At 26.6% G+C, this 20280-nt stretch carries 17 protein-coding genes; 1 reads left to right on the top strand and 16 read right to left on the bottom strand.

From position 1 onward, the window contains the following. Positions 1–1460: 1460 nt before the first annotated feature. Both Q0V24_RS14540 and Q0V24_RS14535 read right to left on the bottom strand, forming a co-directional pair. On the bottom strand, positions 1461–2267 hold the full coding sequence (locus tag Q0V24_RS14540; RefSeq protein WP_297522509.1) for a hypothetical protein: 807 nt from the start codon (positions 2265–2267) through the stop codon (positions 1461–1463). Beyond that, positions 2267–2635 carry a recombinase family protein gene (locus Q0V24_RS14535; protein WP_297522511.1) on the bottom strand — a complete coding sequence of 123 codons (369 nt, stop codon included), beginning with the start codon at positions 2633–2635 and terminating at the stop codon, positions 2267–2269. Before Q0V24_RS14535 ends, Q0V24_RS14540 begins: the two co-directional genes overlap by 1 nt. A gap of 318 nt (positions 2636–2953) precedes the next feature. Here Q0V24_RS14535 and Q0V24_RS14530 point away from each other — a divergent pair, with 318 nt between their 5' ends. Further along, a complete protein-coding gene (locus tag Q0V24_RS14530; RefSeq protein WP_297522508.1) occupies positions 2954–3316 on the top strand; it encodes a hypothetical protein in 363 nt (120 codons plus the stop codon). A 332-nt stretch (positions 3317–3648) separates the two neighbouring features. Here the strand turns inward: Q0V24_RS14530 and Q0V24_RS14525 are convergent, their stop codons facing one another. The 14 genes from Q0V24_RS14525 to Q0V24_RS14460 all read right to left on the bottom strand — a co-directional run bounded on the left by Q0V24_RS14525 (position 3649) and on the right by Q0V24_RS14460 (position 20009). Next, entirely contained in the window at positions 3649–6813 is a 3165-nt protein-coding gene (locus Q0V24_RS14525; protein WP_297522507.1) for a hypothetical protein, read from the bottom strand. Next, on the bottom strand, positions 6810–7073 hold the full coding sequence (locus Q0V24_RS14520; protein ID WP_297522506.1) for a hypothetical protein: 264 nt from the start codon (positions 7071–7073) through the stop codon (positions 6810–6812). The genes Q0V24_RS14525 and Q0V24_RS14520 overlap by 4 nt, the downstream gene beginning before the upstream one ends. Before the next feature lie 368 nt (positions 7074–7441). Further along, positions 7442–7654, bottom strand: coding sequence for a hypothetical protein (locus Q0V24_RS14515; protein WP_297522505.1), 213 nt, complete (start codon positions 7652–7654; stop codon positions 7442–7444). Between the two features lie 63 nt (positions 7655–7717). After that, the gene (locus Q0V24_RS14510) at positions 7718–9046 is read right to left on the bottom strand and encodes a recombinase family protein (RefSeq protein WP_297522504.1); all 1329 of its coding nucleotides are present in this window, start codon (positions 9044–9046) and stop codon (positions 7718–7720) included. A gap of 237 nt (positions 9047–9283) precedes the next feature. After that, positions 9284–10867 carry a recombinase family protein gene (locus Q0V24_RS14505; RefSeq protein ID WP_297522503.1) on the bottom strand — a complete coding sequence of 528 codons (1584 nt, stop codon included), beginning with the start codon at positions 10865–10867 and terminating at the stop codon, positions 9284–9286. After that, positions 10785–12524: a recombinase family protein gene (locus Q0V24_RS14500; RefSeq protein WP_297522502.1), complete on the bottom strand. Its 1740-nt coding sequence runs from the start codon at positions 12522–12524 to the stop codon at positions 10785–10787. Before Q0V24_RS14500 ends, Q0V24_RS14505 begins: the two co-directional genes overlap by 83 nt. A 7-nt stretch (positions 12525–12531) precedes the next feature. Continuing rightward, positions 12532–12657, bottom strand: a complete 126-nt coding sequence (locus Q0V24_RS14495; RefSeq protein WP_297522501.1) for a hypothetical protein — start codon at positions 12655–12657, stop codon at positions 12532–12534. 112 nt (positions 12658–12769) lie between these two features. Then, positions 12770–13147, bottom strand: a complete 378-nt coding sequence (locus Q0V24_RS14490; protein ID WP_297522500.1) for a helix-turn-helix transcriptional regulator — start codon at positions 13145–13147, stop codon at positions 12770–12772. A 60-nt stretch (positions 13148–13207) separates the two neighbouring features. Then, positions 13208–14089, bottom strand: coding sequence for a hypothetical protein (locus Q0V24_RS14485; protein WP_297522499.1), 882 nt, complete (start codon positions 14087–14089; stop codon positions 13208–13210). Positions 14090–14242: 153 nt separating this feature from the next. Next, on the bottom strand, positions 14243–15085 hold the full coding sequence (locus Q0V24_RS14480; RefSeq protein ID WP_297522498.1) for a hypothetical protein: 843 nt from the start codon (positions 15083–15085) through the stop codon (positions 14243–14245). A gap of 218 nt (positions 15086–15303) precedes the next feature. Beyond that, positions 15304–16044: a TatD family hydrolase gene (locus tag Q0V24_RS14475; protein ID WP_297522497.1), complete on the bottom strand. Its 741-nt coding sequence runs from the start codon at positions 16042–16044 to the stop codon at positions 15304–15306. Then, on the bottom strand, positions 16037–17440 hold the full coding sequence (gene qatC / locus Q0V24_RS14470) for a Qat anti-phage system QueC-like protein QatC (RefSeq protein ID WP_297522496.1): 1404 nt from the start codon (positions 17438–17440) through the stop codon (positions 16037–16039). The genes Q0V24_RS14475 and qatC overlap by 8 nt, the downstream gene beginning before the upstream one ends. Next, on the bottom strand, positions 17437–18129 hold the full coding sequence (locus Q0V24_RS14465; RefSeq protein WP_297522495.1) for a hypothetical protein: 693 nt from the start codon (positions 18127–18129) through the stop codon (positions 17437–17439). The genes qatC and Q0V24_RS14465 overlap by 4 nt, the downstream gene beginning before the upstream one ends. After that, positions 18129–20009 (bottom strand): P-loop NTPase fold protein, encoded by a 1881-nt coding sequence (locus tag Q0V24_RS14460; RefSeq protein WP_297522494.1) that lies wholly within the window; start codon positions 20007–20009, stop codon positions 18129–18131. The genes Q0V24_RS14465 and Q0V24_RS14460 overlap by 1 nt, the downstream gene beginning before the upstream one ends. Positions 20010–20280: the final 271 nt, after the last annotated feature.

Genomic DNA, 20280 nt, shown 5'->3' with positions numbered 1-20280 from the left:
TTTTTTTTTTTTTTTTTTTAATGATACGGCGACCACCGAGATCTACACAGGCGATGACACTCTTTCCCTACACGACGCTCTTCCGATCTCTATTATACCCCTTTTTATTATAACCCTCTCTATTATAACCACTCACTAGAAAGCCTTCATCATCGAATAAGGTTCCATTCTTATGCATTTTTTCTTCATTGAATCCACGATTATCATAACCATTTTCATCATAACCATAATTGTTAAATAGTGTTCCATTTCTATGATAACTGTTTATATTAAAACCATTTTTATCATATCCAAATTTGTCATATCCGCTTTTATTATAGCCTTCCTTAGTATACCCTTCTTTGCAATAGCCTTTTCTATTATAACCATTTACTGAAAAACCATTATTATCAAATAATGTTCCATTTTTATGATAGTTCCTAACATTAAACCCCTTTTTATTATAACCATTTTCATCATAGCCTACTTTATTAAATCCTTGTTTATCAAATCCAGCCTTATCGTATCCTTCACCATCATAGAATGTCCCATTTCTATGATATCCACTTCTTGTAAAGCCTCTTTTATTATAAGCATTTTTATCATATCCATCTTTGTTATAAACACTACTATTACACTCATTCTCATTACTACTAGATTTTTGTATTTTACTTACTCCATACCTATCATATCCAGCACTATTATATCCTTCATAATCGTAGGATGTGCCATTTCTATGATAACCACTTTTATTAAACCCTTTTTTATTATAGCCATCTTTGTCATATCCGGCATAATCATATGACGTATAATTTTTATGATAGCCACTTTTTGTGAATCCGCTTCTATTATAGCCATCTTTATCATAACCATTACTATCATACTCATTTTGATTATCCTTAGATTTCACTACTATTTCTTGCATTTTACTTATTCCATACCTGTCATATCCAGCACTATTATACCCTTCACAGTCGTAAGAGGTGCCATTTCTATGATAGCCACTTTTTGTGAATCCTCTTCTATCATAACCATCTTTATCATAAAAGCTTTTATTTCTATGATACCCTACCCTATTAAATCCTCTTCTATCATAACCAGATTTACTATACCCACTCTTATCATAACCTTCATCATCATAAAAAGTATAATTTTTATGATAGCCATTCTTATTAAAGTTCATCTTATCAAATCCATCTCTGTCATAGCCATCTTTATCATAACCTTTTTCATTATATGATGTTTCATTTGTATCATAGTTTATTTCATTAACTTCATTTTTATTAAATCTTAATTTATTTAATAACTCTCTCACCGCTCCACTCCCTTAGTTCACTTTTAATATTTAATTTTACCATTAAAGTATTAATATTTTAGAGATAAAAATTAAAAATATTTATAATTAATTTATTGATTACAACTCTCTCTCTTTTTAAACTATAACTTTAAAATATACTAAAAAATGAAGGTAATACAAACTCTTACCTCCATTCAATATTAACAACACTTTTATCTTTAATCATAATTTTATTTATTATAGTTCTATACAATCCATTAAGCTCCTCATTAGTTATATTACTTTCCAAAACCTCTAATACTCTACTAAGAGTAACTTTATCAACTTGTATATCATCTAATCCTTTAATATCAGCTTCCAATATCTTTTGTTCTTCAAGTTTATGTTCTATCTTATTTTTAATTTTTTGAGTTTTCTCTTTTCCCTCTTGTATAGATACAATATCATTTAATATCATCTCTTTTAATTTTTCTATTTGCTTTTCTAAACGTACTATTTCACTCTTAATTCCACTTACAAGCTCTTCTAGCTCTTGTTTCTGTTCATTCACATTAAAAGTATCTAATCCACTTTCTATATCTTTTATAAACTGCTCTAATCTCTTTCTTATCTCTTTATGAATCCCTGTTGTAATCCCTCCAGCATCACCACAATACTTGCATTTAGTTATTGATTCAGGAACTTTTCTATCAGTTCTATATTTAACACTCCTTGTATATCCACAAGTATGACATATAACTATTCCAGATAAGCTAAAAGTATGTTTTGCTCTTTTCCTAGTCCCACGAAGTCGTCCATACTTATATTTCTCAATAGTTTGAAACTCTGCTTCTGTTATAACAGATTTATGCTTTCCTTTAACATACTCATTAGCATATCTTACATATCCTCTATGAATTTTGTTACAGAGCATACGCCTTATCGTTATGGTCTTCATACCAACTTTTTTAGATATCAATGTTGGTGAAAGTCCTTTTAATGCAAGTTTCACTACATATCTAAACTCTTAGTCTTAGGATTATACTTATATGGAAATGGTGGTGTTGTTATACAATTTCCTTGTTTAAAACTATGCAGCTTACCAGCTTTTAACCGACCTTTTATAATTCTAAACTCCTGTCTTGCTAGAAGTTTCTCAAAATCACTTGTGATAATATCAGTTTCATTTGAAAAGTTATATCTTCTAGCTGGAGTTATAATATCTATATTATTCTCCTTTAGTATTTGTGTAATCAAAGCTTGATGATATTCATTCCTTGAAAGTCTATCAAGTGCCATAATAACAACACTACTATAACTTTTGATATTATCTAAAAGTTTTGTTAGTTCTGCTCTCTCCATAGTGTCTGAACTTGCAATCTATATATATATCATATCCATATCTAGAGTTTTCACATAATGAAACTAATTGCTACTCATGCTTTTGTAAATCTTCCAACATCCCACTGCTCTTTCTTAAATAAATAACAACTTCATAGCATACACCTACTTGTATCTTTCTTATCTTTAACAGACTTATATCATTAGGTAATTAATAAAATCTAATATATTTTCAAAAAGTCCAGATTGGAATATTCTTAAGGACTTACTTTCTTTAATAAGTAATAGTAATATTTTTATCACTCTATTAATAATAATATTATAAGGATAAATTAACAAAAATAAGGAGAGATTAATATGAATTTAAAACCAGCAACATTAGTAGCTATAAATAGAATAATTGCAACTGAACCTCAATCTGATAGAGATTTATATGGTTATAGAAGACTATGTGATTTAGAAACATTATATATGCAATTTATAGAACCTTTAAAAAATGAAACACAAGATAATCGAAACACATATTCTCATAAATCTTTAATAAAGGTCAATAAAGAAGGGCAGATTAAAAACTTATTAGAAACTATAATAGATACAAATTCTATAACTTCTATAGGTGGTGACATAAACGAAACTCATAAATATCTAAATGAAGTTCTTAAAGCGGAAAATTTAACCTTTGCACAAAAAAACAATACTTATATAGTAAAAAAAATATAAATAAAAAGAACTGTATTTAAACTTTTTAATAATCCCCATTTAAATACAGTTCCTTTTTTATATGCACATATTTATTTTTCAATAAAAATTATTTGAGAAAAACCAGTATTAACAATAGAATTTAATCTTTATGATGAGGTCTTAAAACAGAAAATCTATAACTCATATAAAAGATTCATCAAAGAATTTAACATTGATGAAAGTACATATAAAAATAAAATAAAATCATTAGGTATACACCAAAAACAATTTACTGAACTTTGTGATATTAGCCCTGTTGATATTTATAAATTTTAAAAAAACAGTTATCTATTAAAAGCCAAATAACCAAATTATTTGTCTGCTAGATTTTCTGTAAAGCATGAAGGTATTAATTTAGATTTTATAGCATTCTCTAACATATTTATTTTTCTTAATGATATTCTATATAACAAATGATTTTTCTTTAAACTATAAAGAATATATTTTAATTGTTTTTTGTAATATCCATCAAAATCGTATATTATTAGTAAGCTTATAATACTTTCAAAATTTTGTTCATCTTTCTTTGAACTAATATTCCACCTAAAAATAAATTTAACTAGAGTCTCAAATACAAATGTATATTTATATTTTTGCCTTATAAAAACCTTCAAAAGTTTTACTGTTTTTTCATCATTATTTAAACTTAGCAATACTATTAAATTCCCAATAGTTCCGCATTCAACATTAGGGTAAATCTGGTTCACTATTTCACTAAAATAATTATCTTCCAAAAGTATAATTCCATCTTCTCTCTTTCCAATTTCTATACTTTCAATATCTATATCTAAAAATATTTTTTCTGGAAGAGAAATCAATATATTTTTTTCTAGCCCAACTTTTACTACCTCTACATTTTCTAAAATATTTATTATCTCTTTATATGATTTTATTTCTTCTATTTTACAAATTTTTGTCTCTTCATTTATAAATGGCTTTCCATTTATTGTTCCTATTCTTTTAGTATCCTTAGAAAGCTCTTTATATAAATTAGATAATTGCTCTTTCAAAAAATTTATTAACTCTACACCTATTACAACATCATAAGTTTCTACTAACACCTCTAACAAGTTATTAAAATATAGAAGAAAAATACTTCTTAGCGAAAGAATTATTTTTTTACTTTCTATACTCTTTATATAACTTTTCCCAGCATAAATATATTTATCTTCACTAAAACGCAAACTATTTATATACGCTGGAACAAGTTCTAGTGAAGAACATAGCATAGTAAATGGGATTTTATTATTTAAATATGCTTTTAAATTTTCATTTTGATTAAACTCTTGAAGTTCTAACATATCTATTATTGGTTGTATTCCATCTTCATTCGGATTTTCAGAAATCGTAATTTTTTGAGAAATTCCAAAAAAAGCTTCACACCCTTTGGTGAACATATATGAGTATTTATGGATTTTATCTATAACTTTTAGTTTTACTTCATTTAAAAATTCTGACTCTCCAACTTCCTTATCAAATAATAATAAATATAAATCATCATCTATACTTCTAAAATGAATATTACTTTCTTTTCTAAAAGAATTATATATACATTGCTTATTGAAACAATATATTTGAGGTATTCCAACTTCATCTTCAAGAACCATTACAAAATCTCCATCCAGTTTTAAAGGGAATTCTAATTTATTAAAATTTTGTTCTAACTCTAAACCTATTTGACCAAGTCTAATAAGTATAAATTCTTTGTTTACTTCATTCATGTAGTAATAGGCTCTAAAACTCCATTCTATACAAAGCTCAAACATTTTCAAATGACAGTATCCGGTGGCAACATTTATTAAATAATGTGCATTTTTAGTTTCTTGAATTTTATTAATTAAATTTTGTATATCTTTGTACTCATGTCTTACTATTTTACTTTCTAAAAATCTATTCACCCATATTTCATTAAACTCATTTTTATTATACATTTTTTTCGCAATTAAATATCCACTCCTAGTCTCTTTCTTTTCTGCAAATAAATTATAAAAATATCCATTTATAAACTCATCTATACTATCATTATAATTTAGCAAAAATATTTTCACTACTACTTTGTTAAACTCACTATCAACTGGTGTGCTTGCCGCTAACCTTATTAATTCTCGAAAAAAAGACACCTTAACCTCTGCACCCTTTTTCAAAATATTAAAAGCACTTTTAATATCACGTTCCATCTTCATATAAATTTCTGATATATATAGATTTATGTCATTATTAACATCTATCTTATTCAAAATCTTTTCTAAATATCCATTGGCTTTCTCTTTATTTCCTAAGTTTAATTCAGCTAATAGTAATAATTCAAAATTATTTTTCCCTTCTATTTTTTTTTGTAAAAGATTTTTTGTTTTAACTGTTCCATTCATTTCTATTAATGATTTACCATAAAAATAAGTGCAATCTCCTATATAGTCATCGAAATCGATATAATCCTCATATAACTTTATAACTTCATTATATTTTTTGAAATGATATTTTATCAAAATCCCCCTATAAATCAAATCTGAAACTATATTATCGTCATCAATAGATTGCATTATCTCTTCATAAATATTTTCTAATTCTTCAAATTTTCTTAACTGCTCCAAAACATCCATATACAAAATATTTATTTTTAAATCATTACTTCTCTCTCTCAAGCTTAAAACTAAGTGTTCAGCTTTATTAACATCATAAAAAATATATAAGCGAACTAAATTCATATCTAAGTAAAGTTTTTCCCAAGCACTAATTTTATCTATATTTATTTCTAAAAAGCTTTTAATAATTTTTTCCAAGTCTTCATTTTCTACAAAATCGGCAATATATATATACTGACTTAAAATCGCTTCTAGCTCTATTATGGTCAACCATAATTTTATATCTTCACTTTTCAAACTAATATTATCTAAAATTTCTTTTCCACTTTCATTCTTTTGATAACAAATATACATTTTTGCAACCATAGCTAGTACATCTTCTGAAACAACATTTCCTCTATGCTTTTCAAAAAATTTTATTCCTTCCAAAAATTTATATGTATGAAAGAAAAATTCTAACTCTTTTTCATCTATACTACAATTAGAAACCTTTTTAATAATTAATTCTTCTCTAAAAATTTCAAAATCATTTTTATGAATAGCTAAATTAAATTTTATTGTATCTTTATGATGCTCACCATTTCCTATCTTATCAATTCTTTGAATATAAAAATTTACTCTATCAAACTTTTTACGTAAAATATTAAGCAATGCTTTATATTCTAATAATTGTAATTCATCAGAACTTTCTAATTTTTCTTTTTTCTCATCTATATTGATAATTATTTCTTCTATTTTATCTAAATTGCTCTCTTCAAATAATTTATTAATCTCTTCAAACTTTTCTTGTAAATACTCATTAACAATCTCTTTATTTTCATAATTATTGCTAATTTGAGTTATCGCACTATCCCTCATATATCCCATTACTACTGATTGATTATTTTCACTCACTCTTTATTCTCCTGTTCTATATCTAAGTCTTTACCCACCAATGTATTCACATTTTGAATTTTAGTCGTATTTTTAGATGTATTTTTTTGCTTTATATTCACATTTTTATAAAAAAAGCCACCAACTTTTTGAACTGATTTGTTTTTTTCAATCTGTTTGTCCCTCTTGGAAATTATAATTGAAACAATAATAGCTATTATCCCTACTATCACACTTATTATTGTTGCTATCGCTCCAATCTTTCCCCAATCTATTCCCATATTTAATTTCTCCTAACTACCATAAGTAACAACTTGGATGTAGTATGCCAAATCCATTATATTACCTAATTATTTTTTTATTCTTATACTCTTATATTACATTATTTTCAAGTTAAATTCATCTATTTAAGCTACTATTTCTCATATTTTCTTCATATACTTTTATAAAAATAAATACAAATTCTCTTTCTTTCACAAAATATTAGATAGAGTTAGCAAGCTTAATTCTCTTAATAAGATTAAATCTTTAGCTAATGATAATTTAACTACTATGCTTTTAAATCTAATTGAAACTGAAGTAAGTATAACTATAGTTAAAGAGATTCGCACTCTTTTTAAAAGCCTTGAAATTATAGTCGATAAAATACCTACCCCCCTAAAAATACCCAAAAGATAAATCTATAATTAAATAATAAACCACCTAGCACACCACCAACTGTAATTTTTCCAGATGTTATAAATCCATACTCAATAGTTGCTGGTACTTCCGTCAAAATATAGTCTATAAGATGTCCTACTTCATGCAAAAAAGGAATACTTATAATAAGTACAATAAGACATATTCCTTTTATAATTTTCATTGACTCTTAGCCTCCCTGTCTAATTGTTTAAATCCATAATAAAAAAGGAAACAAGAAAATTTCTTATTTCCATTCAATATCAACAATATTTTTATTTTTAACTGTAACTTTATTTATTATAGTTCTATAAAGTCCATTAAGCTCCTCATTAGTTATATTAGTTTCCAAAACCTCTAATACTCTACTAAGAGTAACTTTATCAACTTGTATATCATCTAATCCTTTAATATCAGCTTCCAATATCTTTTGTTCTTCAAGTTTATGTTCTATCTTATTTTTAATTTTTTGAGTTTTCTCTTTTCCCTCTTGTATAGATACAATATCATTTAATATCATCTCTTTTAATTTTTCTATTTGCTTTTCTAAACGTACTATTTCACTCTTAATTCCACTTACAAGCTCTTCTAGCTCTTGTTTCTGTTCATTCACATTAAAAGTATCTAATCCACTTTCTATATCTTTTATAAACTGCTCTAATCTCTTTCTTATCTCTTTATGAATCCCTGTTGTAATCCCTCCAGCATCACCACAATACTTGCATTTAGTTATTGATTCAGGAACTTTTCTATCAGTTCTATATTTAACACTCCTTGTATATCCACAAGTATGACATATAACTATTCCAGATAAGCTAAAAGTATGTTTTGCTCTTTTCCTAGTCCCACGAAGTCGTCCATACTTATATTTCTCAATAGTTTGAAACTCTGCTTCTGTTATAACAGGCTTATGCTTTCCTTTCACATACTCATTCGCATATCTAACATAACCTCTATGAATTTTATTGCAGAGCATACGCCTTATAGTTATAGTTTTCATACCTACTTTTTCAGATATTAATGTTGGTGAAAGCCCTTCTAATGCAAGTTTCACAACATATCTATACTTCTCATAGTCTTCTGGAACTATATCTAAACTCTTAGTCTTAGGATTATACTTATAAGGAAATGGTGGTGTTGTTATACAGTTCCCTTGTTTAAAACTATGAAGTTTACCAGCTTTTAAACGACCTTTTATGATTCTAAACTCCTGCCTTGCAAGAAGCTTTTCAAAGTCACTTGTGATAATATCAGTTTCATTTGAAAAGTTATACCTTCTAGCTGGAGTTATAATATCTATATTATTCTCCTTTAGTATTTGTGTAATCAAAGCTTGATGATATTCATTCCTTGAAAGTCTATCAAGTGCCATAATAACAACACTACTATAACTTTTAATATTATCTAAAAGCTTGGTTAGCTCTGCTCTCTCCATAGTATCTGAACTTGCAATCTCTCTGTATATATCATATCCATACCCAGAGTTTTCACATAATGAAATTAATTGCTGCTCATGCTTTTGTAAATCTTCCAATACCCCTCTACTTTTTCTTAAATAAATAGCAACTTTCTTCATATCATGCACCTACTTACTATCAACTTTTTTCTCTTCAATTGATTTGTATTTATAAAAAAGTCTTAAAAGTTCCTTTGTAAAGTCTTCAATTGCCTTTGGGCTTGGCTTAGTTCTTTTCTTTTTGTCCATAACAAAATTCCTTATTCAATAATTACTACTTAATATAATAATTATTAAATAAGGGATTGTTTTATTCTGTATTGCTAATTTATAATCATAAATTGACAACTTCTTTTTCTATTTAAAGATAATCTCCACATCAAATGCATCATTAACTACAACTTTATAAAGTATCTGACTAAACAATACCCTCAAAGCTCTCTTTCTATGGTCAACATCTACATTTTTAATTATCTCCATAACTTCATTTTTATTATCTTCAATAAGTTCTTTAAATTCTTCAAAAGTTGGAATTTTAAATGGAGCTTTATGAGAAATTTCTTCCTCTAGCTGTTCATTTAAAATATCCCACTTAATCATTTGTTCCTTTAAAGCATTTAACAACTCTGAATAGTCTTCACCAGTCATTCGTATAGCTTCTTCCATTTCAGAAACTTTCTCTAAAGAACTAATTTTAACTTTCTTATTTAAGTCTATCTCACTTTTTGTTTTTTCTACGTATATTTGTATATCATTATTTAATCTTTCTAACTTTTCAACATATGCAGTATAAAAAGATTTAAACTTATCATCTAATGTAAGGAGTCTCTCCATAACCAAAGATATTTCTTCAATTACATTTGAATCTAAAACACTAGCTTTTATAGACATATGACCATCTTCACAGTAGTAAAATCTTTTTCCATACCCATGATTTTTACCTTTTAAAGTTTTTCCACATTCTCCACAACAAGCAAAGTTCTTAATTGCAAATTCAGTTGATATAAACTTACTATTATTCTCTAGGATATTTCTTATATTTTCAGCTTTTTCCCAAAGTTCCTTACTCACTATTACATTTTGTGGATTAAGTGGTGAGTATATATATTCTTCTTTCGGATTTCTAACCGGATTTCTCATACCACCTTTTTTATTCCAAGCTCCTACACCTGTATATGCAGGGTTTTTAAGTATATTTTTAATAGTATTATGAGTCCACATCCTATCATTATTGTTATAGTAAGTTTCTCTTACATATAAAGCTATATCATGGTTATTATATCCCTTTGTATATAACTCAAAAATTTTTCTTATAATTCCAGCTTCCCTTTCATTAACACACAAAATAGTCTGTTTAGGATTCTCTAAATGAGGTATCAGCCTATATCCATAAGGTGGCTTTCCACCATTCCAAATTCCATGTTTAGCTTTATATTTATTTGCCATCTTAACTCTAGAAGATATTATATTTGCTTCTAGTGTAGCTAGGTTATTCATTAAATTCTCAAATAACTTATTTAAACTATCATTTTCAGTATTAATATCTTCTCCAGCCTTAGCATATAAAACTTTAATTCCAAGCAATTTCATAGTTTGTTGAATAATCACAAATTCATCAATATTCCTTGTAAATCTATCATGAGAATAGCAAATAACATATGCAAATTCTCCAGAATAAACATCTCTTAAAAGTCTTTTTAGCTCACTTCTAATAACTTCATCACCTTTAGGGTTTAATGATGCTGAATGTGTCTCTTCATACTCAACTCTAGTATATTGTTGAAGCTCTGGCTTTTTTTCAATATACCTATTAATTGCATCCTTTTGACTTTCTAAGGAAGTATTATTATTTTGCTCCTTAGTAGATACTCTTGTATATATTGCTATTTTTGTCCGCCTTGAATTCATAAGTAACGCTTGTTTGGATTGTTTTCGACTCATAATCAACACCTATACTAATTTCAGATACTATTTTTTTCAATAACTCATGAAAATACTCCTCATTATTAAGAATATAAGTAACCAAAATTTCTATTCCCTCATCTTTTTTCGCTTTATCTTTTTCAGTTTTTAATATTTTCTCAAATTCTTTTAAATCACTAAGTTTTTCTTCATATCCATTAAGAATCTGCTTTTTATAACTAATATCTTTATTTTTATTACATATAAATTCCTTCATATTCACTATTTCAATTTTATTTCCACTTATAAAATCCTTGATAACCTCGCCTTTATAAGTAATTGCCTTATTTAAACCATTATTTAAATATAGTAATTTCTTCTCCATTCTATATTCAAACTCTTTAAAAACTTTAGGGCTTCCTTCAAAAATATTGCTAATAAGAAACCTTAATATGCATTTTATGAGTTCATCATAAAATATTGAAAAACACTTATCAAAACAAGTTATAATCCCATCATTTTGTAAGATAAATTTCTTTTTGCATTTGGAACACTTTAATATTTCTTTGAATAGAAATGGATTAACACTAATATTTTCTTCTATTTTTTCTTTTCTTAATACAGAATAACTAGCAATAAATATTTCTTCGGTTATTAATGGTTCTACATTTTTAGTTTTTACAAACTTATTAATATCAAATTCTATCTCACCAGAAGAATTTTCACTAAATCCACCTAAAGGATTTTCCTCTTTAGCACTCTTTACAAGTAAAAAACCACTATAAATATTGTTTTTTAAGACATTTTCCATAGAAGAATAATGTGCTTTTTGTGATGTTCCATCCTTTTTTATCTTGTTGATAAAAAATTTTTTCTGGACTTTTTTTATACCTTCAAGTATCTGTGATTCTTCATACTTTTTAATGCTTTTTACAAACATATCAAAATTTTCATTATCAAACTCTGCTAAAACACCCTGCTTTTCAACACTTTCTTCTAGTTCATTAATAAGCAACTTACTTTGTTCGTATATTTCCTTCGTTAAGTTCTTATAATCATTTCTTTTATTTAATATTCCATCATAAAAGCTCTTATAAATATATACTACAAATTCTTTGCAAATAGGAACTCCTCTAAATGTAGTTTTTTCACCTACATTCTTTTTTCTTTCATATCCAAAAGGTGCTGATGCACCAGAATTATATACACCTTCTGTTCTTACTATCTTTTTCCCTTCATTAACTCTTTGTTTAATAGTATCTGGCTCAAAATCTGAAAAGAGAACCATTAAATTAGTTAAAAAGTTATCATTAGGATTTTCATTACAAGGTGGCTGTGTCTTATCTGCCAGTAAAATTTTAATCCCTAGTTTTTTTAATATTGAACTTGTTTTTATCCAATCATCATAATTTCTAACAAGTCTATCATATCTATAAATTATCAGCGTTTTAAAACATCCAGCCTTTGCATCAATAAGAAGTTTTTTATATCCCTTTCTCTCTTCTGGTGAAAGAGATTTCCCAGAAACCTTATCAACATAAGAAGAGTAAATTAGTAAATTTTTCTCATAAGCTAAAAGAGTACCTTCCTCTATTTGTGATGAAATAGAGTTATTCTTCTTTTCACCAGATATTCTGGCATATATAGCAGCATACTCTTTATTCTTATTCTTATTCTTATTCTTTTTACTTTCCATTGTAAAACTACTCCTTACATAATAACTTTCTTAGCTCATCACTCTCTACTAAGAAAGATATTAGATTTCTTGAAAGATTATTCCAAGACTCTGCATCATCTTTATAGCGTATTTTCACTTTAATTGTAGACATAATAATCACCTCACTTAATTCATTACTTCAAGAGTAGTATGTGTTAGAATTGATTTCTTATTCATAATTTTGAATAATTCATAATTATGAATTTAAAGAAATAAAAAAACAACTAGCTCTCACTAATTGTCCTCTTAATATTCTCTATAAAGTCTATTTCACCTCCAACCTTTTTAATTAAAATACTATTTATCGCTTCTGAATTATTCTGTAAAAATACCACAAGTTCATTTATAAAACTATCATATTCGGGATAGCTTACTTTTTTACTATAAAAAGCACTATCACATATTTCGTAAACATCTATATCTAAAGTTTTATTTATATCATTTACTAACTTAAATTGAAAGCAATCACTTTTGCCATGTTCAATATTATTTAATTTACCGGTTGAAATATTCAATCTTTTTGATAATTCCTCCGTAGTATAGCCTTTTTCTTTTCTAGCTCTTTTAAATTCAATCCCAACCTTTTTCACTAAGTTATCCATATATTCCTCCATAATAATAATTACTCTTAATATTATGGACTAATCACTCTATATCTATAACTATAAAAAATTATTTTTCTTTAAAATAGTAATAAGTGCTGCTTTAACTAACTTTGATTGTGGTAAAGGAGTTCCAAAGTTAATATCATTAACATCTAATATGGCATATTTAGTAACAAATGCTTTTACTCCCTCTATTATAGAAGCTTCCAATTCTAGAGGAATCATTTTTTCTTTAACATCATCTTGTAACTTTAAAGCAGTCCTGACCTCTAATAAAATTTTATACTCATTATTATCTTCTAAATTACTTACTTTAGCTTCTAATGTATTTTTTAATGCTAAATTTTCATTTTTCAGATTTTCTATTTCACTATCTTTATCAGAAAGCTCCATATCCTTTTCCTTTATCTCTTCATTCAACTTTGAAATAGTTTCTGTTATATCTTCACTTAAAGAAACAACATTTTGTGTATCTGTCGCAGTTTCTTTTATTATTTCTCCACTAATTTTCTTATTTTCATTTTTGCTTTGGCTATCCTCTATATTTAAAGGATTCTCTTCACTACTTTTTTCAATATTATCATTTACACCACCACATTCTATTTCACTATCCCTAGTAGATTCTATTTGTTCATCTAAAGAATTAAGCTTTTTTATGATTTCTGTAATAAAGCCTTGATTTTTATCAAACCAATCTTTAGTATTGTGAGCCACCTTTTTTGAAAGTTTTTTATCTATTTCAAAATAATTCTCAAAAATTTCTTTTAACCCTGTTTCTTTTAAAGAATTACAATGAGTCAATAAATCTGCATATTCAAAAATTATATTTCTTATAATTTTTGAATATTGACAAGTTTTTTTTGCCTCGGCAATACCTTTTTTTACTCGTGGAGTTATTTCCTCTAACTCTTCTTTAATTTTACTATTCATATCTGACATTTAAAAAGCTCCTATTATAATTACTAATACTCTATAAATATGATATTTTATAGCGTTTTATAACAAGATTTCTTATTTTTTTGATAGAATTACTCGTAATTTAGGTATAGGTAATAGAGTGTCCACGGTATACCGTGGACACCCTATTACCTATTATTTATTATCAATTATTTTTTCCATAAAACTTTTTGGATTAGCTGAACTCAGCATACAAAGGTTCTCAAATTCATCAATATTATATACTCTAAACTCTATTCCACCTCCATTAAATGTCCTATCCTTAATCAAATTTAAATTTTTTATTGTCCTATTAATATTAAAATCTTTATAATAATGTATAATGACAAAAAGTATCGTATCTTTATCTACACACAGTTCATTAAGTAGTGTATATTGACCAACTATTAACTTAGCCATGTTACCTGAGTCTATTTCTATTAATATTTCAGCAAATTTCGTATCTATACTATTATCAATCGCTATACTATTATCAACTGATATACTTACTTTATTCTCATCACTTTCACCACTATTATAAACTTTTTTACCATTTAATATCGATTTTAAACTATATTTATTAAGCATTTCTTGAAATGTTTTTTCATTTTTCCCTGCAACAACCTTCATATTATATTTGGGATTTATAAAAATCTCTTCATCTTCATAATCCCCCCACGTAAATCCACTTCGTTCCTTTTTAACAATCTCAGTTAAAGTATCTTTTTTTGAAGAGTTCTCAAAAATAAAATAATCTCTCCCGTTTCGTCCGCTTAACATTACCTTTTTTGCTTGATTAAATGATTTTCTATCATTAATATCAGTCTTTCTATTCTTATATAGTTCATCCAAAATATTTATAAAGTAATCTATTTTATAACTTTTCCCTATATTTATATTATTATTAATCATATTTTCTAATAATAATATAAATAATTTTTCAGATTGATTTTCACCATATTGTTCTATTATATATGACTTAATATTTTGTAAATTCATATCATGCATCCCTCCTAAATACTGTTCTCTATTAATTCTATCTCTAACCAATAATCCTAAAGAGAGGTTTTTCGCCATATTTATATTATTATATTATACATATAGTATTTCTAAATAAATTTCAAGTTAAAGTTTTCTCATCACCTGCAAATTCATTTTACTTATATAATATTTATGGCTCCATTTCCCTCTATAACTATACTTTTTACTATCTATGTTCAATAATTACTTCTATTATCTTCTAATAAAGTTCTGAAATTTTCATAAACAATAGTCTCAATATTTCTAAAATTTAATTGTTTGTTTATAACTTCATAAATACTCCTTAAATCTTTCGGTTCTACTTTTTGTCCATTAACTTTTCCAAAAGGACCATCTGATTCTATTAGAACTTTATTTTCAGGAATTTTTCTTATTATCTCACAACCTTTTTTGCTATTTACCATGTTGGGATTTATAGAAAAATAATACCCTTCTCTTATAAACTCATCAATGAGTTCTATTGGACCTGTATACCAATGCATTATAACATTTTTCACCTTATTTGTTCTTAATATATGCAAAACCTCTGCTTCAGCCTTCCGTGAGTGAATAGATAATATTTTATTATGTTTAGATGCTAAATCACATATATAATTAAATATTTCAATTTGATATTCTTTATTCCTTCCATTTACACCCGAAAAATCTAATCCTACTTCTCCTATATACTTTGTTTTTTTTAAACAATCATTAAAATTAGATTTATAAAATCTACATTTACTTAGCATTTGTGGATTATAACCTAATGCAAATTTCACATATTTATTTTCTTTATACATATCTACACAACTCTCAAAAATTTCTGGTGAATTAGTTACGCATAATGTATATTGCTTTAGTCTGTATATTGAATTATATAACTCACTATGATTTCTATAATAATCTAAATGGAAATGTGTATCTATTAAATTATTCACTTTGCCCTCCTATATAATTTAACAAACTAAATTCATCATTTTCAGTTTCATTTACTATCATTGCTTTTAACTCTTCCATTGATTTTATATATACATCTACCATTTTTTCAGTCTCACTGGTCTCCAAATTTCCAGTCTTAATTACTAACTTTTTAATACTTTTTCTATCATTCGCTGATAAATATCTATTCAAACTCCATAATACTGCTTTTAAATCACTTGCTCGTCCTTCTACTTTATTGAAATCATCTATAAATTCTTTACTGATATTATAATTAAAATTATAATTATCATCCAATACACCAATTTTATTCATAGCAGCTTTTCGTATCAAGCAAGGATAGCAATATCCACAGTTTAAAGGAGTCTTTAAACCATCATACCTAGCTAAACAAGGATGTGAACATGATATTGTTGAATTTGCCCCCTGCTTAAATGCATTAACACCTTTCATTTCATCAACCATTTCACCTTTACTTTTAAATGCATAAAAGTTTTCAACTCTATTATTTATACCTAACATGCCTAATATATTATTCAATTCTTTCAAGAAATACGGATGTGTTGTCCTAGTACTACAAGTTCCTTTTCTACTCATTGTTAATGAGACATTTAAGCCTATAAAGCCATTTTCAGGTATGTACACGGGAATAGTATCTCCTATAATATTTGCTGTTGCCAATGCACCTGCAATAAACAAGAACGACCTACTTCTACTTGTACTCTCAACACCCTTACTGTATATTTCTTCTTTTTTATTATTCATCAACGGAGCATATGCCGTGCCCTTAAAAAGTATTATATCTTTGTTAATGTCATTGTAATTTTTATCTATTATGCTATATATGTCTCTTTGTCTATTTGCTAATGACCCATACTCCTTAAAACCAACCAAGCATACTTTTTTTGAACTTTCTAGTAATTTTACTACTCCTGTAAAAGAATCTAATCCACCAGAAAATAAACTAACACAATCAAAATTTATATTCTTTATTACATTGTATTTATTTAACTTATTACCCCTGAACTTCTTATCTGTTTTTCTAAAGTTAATACTCCAAATATCTCCACTTAAAAATCCTAACATTTTCTCTAATCTAACTTTAACTTCACTCCATTTTTCCAGTTCTAAAACTGGTATTGAAACTTCTAAATCTCTTGTCCAACTATCCCTAAACCCTTTTCTTTCAATCCTTTTATCTATTGCGAATATACTTAATGCAATTATCAATAAATCTTCATTAATATCTGAAATTGTTGCCTTCCCAAAACGTCTCCATATATTTTCTAAATCAGTCTTTATATTTGAACTTTTGCTCTTGTTATTCAAATTGAAAACTAACATATCATCACTACTATTGAACTCATCTTCACATTTATTTATCCAAATTTTCATGTCCATTCCTCCTCAAATAATATTAATAGCTCATAACATTCTTGACATTTTTTATCTATAAATTGCTTACCTGCTTCTCCTCTCCAATTTATATTCACTATTTCTTCATGTTTATACAGGTTTCTTATGTTATCATCTATATATCTCTTAACATCTTTTATCTTTGATTTACTTTCATCTACGCTATCACATAATCCTTGAACCTTTTCTGCAAATGAAACTTCAAAGTTTACTTGAATATATTTTATTATAAAATCCTCTATAAATTTATTTCCATTTAGCTCTTCTAAATTATCCAAATCAACTATCTCATTATCACTCAATACATCTACAACGCATTCTCTCAAAACACTATCTTCAATTGTCGCATTATCTGTGCAGAAATATTCAATTAATCCAAAATATATTTCTTCATTTGACTTTCCAATAAGATTATTTAGTCCTTCTCCTGCTAAAGCATTATCTAGTCCATTTATCTTAACATCTGAAAAGAAACCTAGAATATCACCAACTAAAACACCCATTTTACTAAGTGGTAAGTGTGTTGAAGAATATGCTTTTGCATATTCACTCACAGCATTTTTAATACCTTCTACATTATCACTACCATTTATCATTCTGCTTACTGCTGACTTAGCATTCCTCCACGCCTTGCTTTTAGGCGGAATATAGCCTTTTGATGTCCCCATTATTTCACTCCCTTTATAAAATTAATTTTTTTATCATCTACATACTTCTTTTGTTTCCATAAATTTAAAATTTCATCCATTTCCTTTGGTGTACAACTATAAATCATCTGTAGGTAAGGCATACTATTCATTTTTATGTCAGTTTTTATAAATAATTTTAAATGTTCAAGAATTTCAAATCTCCATTGCTCAAAATTTTGATAAATAATACCAATATTAATTAATCGTCCACTCTTTTCCTTAAACATTTTTACCATTACTTTAATGATTTTATTTGACGAATCAGGATGAATTTCTTTCAATTTAAGAATTTCTTCCTTTTCTGTTCCAGTATTTGCTTTCACTATCTTGTTTAGTAGTTCCCTTTCTTCATTATTTAGATTTTCTACTGTGTTAGATTCACCTGATAATGCCTCCCTACATAGATAGAAATATTTACTCAAATCACACTCATATATGTTTTGTGGTTCTGATATTATCCATTTTTTAATCCTTTCATTATCCCAAAGAGCATATTTAGGTGGAATTTCTTTATCGCTCTTTAAAATATCTAAAAGAATTTTTAAATCTTCTATCTCAGCTCCATCTGATTTATTATTCCATTCATTTAACTTCTTAAATAAATCAATATCTATATACTCTAAAGATAGGAGCTTAGCTAGAATTTCAATTTTAATATTATTTGAATTCCCATAATATATTTCTGCCATGCTTTTCCTTACTAAAAATGTATTAAGAAACCTTTTAGCTTGTCTTGGATTTCCTTTTAAAACTCCTGCAACCACTTTACTAGTCTTTTCTATTACATTAACTAACTCCAAATACTCTTTATTATCCTTCAATAATGTATCTGATATATTTATTATGTCAAATATCTTACCAACAGTTATTCTGGTACCATTATAAAAAGTTCCTTCCTCATACAATGTATTAATCAACTTATCAAGAAGCTCTTCTTCAAGATACAATTCATTAGCTAGAAGTATCATGTAGTTCATTATATCTATTTCTGATAACTCTGGTATGTTAATTGGTAACTGAATTATCTTTTCAACATAATCTTTAGAAATATCAACACTATCAGCATCAATAGCAGGATATCTTTTCTTTATTGAATATTTTATTACTCTTTCATCTACAGCTATTATAAAAGTAGTACTCTTTACCGATAAGAACAATTTTATAGCTTCTAATGTATCTATTATTTTATCTGGTGTACATCTATCTAAATCATCTATCATTACTACTAAATTATCAATGTCAGCTTCTTTTAAGAGTTCCTCAAATTCTGATTTAAACACCCTAATATTTTCAATTACACTTAACTTTTTCTCGTCTTCTTTGGGTTTAATATACTTATTTGAAAAATTAGAAATCCCATCATAAACATCTTGTATTCCATCTTCAGTTTTAAATTTTCCTATTAAACCTTCTGATAAATTTAGCATAAAAGGCATGGGATTTCCTGTAGCGACACTTAATGCTAACGGGGCTCCTTTTTTTAGTGCGGTAGCACCAAGTCTTAAAAAATCAATTCTTTTAAATAATCCTTTTAATCCTTCTATACACTCCTCATTAAAATTCGGGTTTGCTTCTACACCTTTTAATAATGATTCCATTAACGCACATTTTGTATCATCATACCCTTCTAGCATCCATGAATTAATATTTACTGTAAATATTTTCTTTTCACTTAATTTATTATTTTTTTCTATAATATTTTCTGTTAGCTTAAGTATTGTTGACTTTCCAGCTCCCCAACTTCCATATAAACCAATAGTTAATGGGTTCATTCTCTTATCTTTTACAATTTTATATAACAACTCTGAAAAAGGTTTATATGATAACATATCTATATTTGACGCACTATCAATCCACATAATTTCCCCCTAAAATACATTTATTAAATTTCTCTAACCACTCTTTAGATATATCTTCAATTTATATATAATATTTATATTCTCTATTTCTCACTAAAAACCTTTTTTATCATTAAAGTTTTACAATAAAATGATTATGTAAACTATAAAAATCAATTTATAGCAGAAGCTTTAATTTATCTATTTAATCTATGGAATAAAATATTCTCCTCGTACAAATTCCAAGAAAGTAATTTATTCCCTATTTTTAGACATTTGTTTTATTATGTTA

Source organism: uncultured Clostridium sp., from assembly GCF_947039605.1.
In the GTDB taxonomy this organism is placed as follows: Bacteria; Bacillota; Clostridia; order Clostridiales; family Clostridiaceae; genus Sarcina.
This window is presented reverse-complemented; position numbering and strand designations above follow the sequence as displayed.

What these genes read in the sequence shown, in the direction of transcription:
- Q0V24_RS14530 (WP_297522508.1), top strand. Translation starts at nt 2,954, where the DNA reads ATGAATTTAAAACCAGCAACATTAGTAGCTATAAATAGAATAATTGCA.
- Q0V24_RS14520 (WP_297522506.1), bottom strand. Translation starts at nt 7,073, where the DNA reads ATGGGAATAGATTGGGGAAAGATTGGAGCGATAGCAACAATAATAAGT.
- Q0V24_RS14515 (WP_297522505.1), bottom strand. Translation starts at nt 7,654, where the DNA reads ATGAAAATTATAAAAGGAATATGTCTTATTGTACTTATTATAAGTATT.
- Q0V24_RS14510 (WP_297522504.1), bottom strand. Translation starts at nt 9,046, where the DNA reads ATGAAGAAAGTTGCTATTTATTTAAGAAAAAGTAGAGGGGTATTGGAA.
- Q0V24_RS14505 (WP_297522503.1), bottom strand. Translation starts at nt 10,867, where the DNA reads ATGAGTCGAAAACAATCCAAACAAGCGTTACTTATGAATTCAAGGCGG.
- Q0V24_RS14500 (WP_297522502.1), bottom strand. Translation starts at nt 12,524, where the DNA reads ATGGAAAGTAAAAAGAATAAGAATAAGAATAAGAATAAAGAGTATGCT.
- Q0V24_RS14495 (WP_297522501.1), bottom strand. Translation starts at nt 12,657, where the DNA reads ATGTCTACAATTAAAGTGAAAATACGCTATAAAGATGATGCAGAGTCT.
- Q0V24_RS14490 (WP_297522500.1), bottom strand. Translation starts at nt 13,147, where the DNA reads ATGGATAACTTAGTGAAAAAGGTTGGGATTGAATTTAAAAGAGCTAGA.
- Q0V24_RS14485 (WP_297522499.1), bottom strand. Translation starts at nt 14,089, where the DNA reads ATGTCAGATATGAATAGTAAAATTAAAGAAGAGTTAGAGGAAATAACT.
- Q0V24_RS14480 (WP_297522498.1), bottom strand. Translation starts at nt 15,085, where the DNA reads ATGAATTTACAAAATATTAAGTCATATATAATAGAACAATATGGTGAA.
- qatC (WP_297522496.1), bottom strand. Translation starts at nt 17,440, where the DNA reads ATGAAAATTTGGATAAATAAATGTGAAGATGAGTTCAATAGTAGTGAT.
- Q0V24_RS14465 (WP_297522495.1), bottom strand. Translation starts at nt 18,129, where the DNA reads ATGGGGACATCAAAAGGCTATATTCCGCCTAAAAGCAAGGCGTGGAGG.
- Q0V24_RS14460 (WP_297522494.1), bottom strand. Translation starts at nt 20,009, where the DNA reads ATGTGGATTGATAGTGCGTCAAATATAGATATGTTATCATATAAACCT.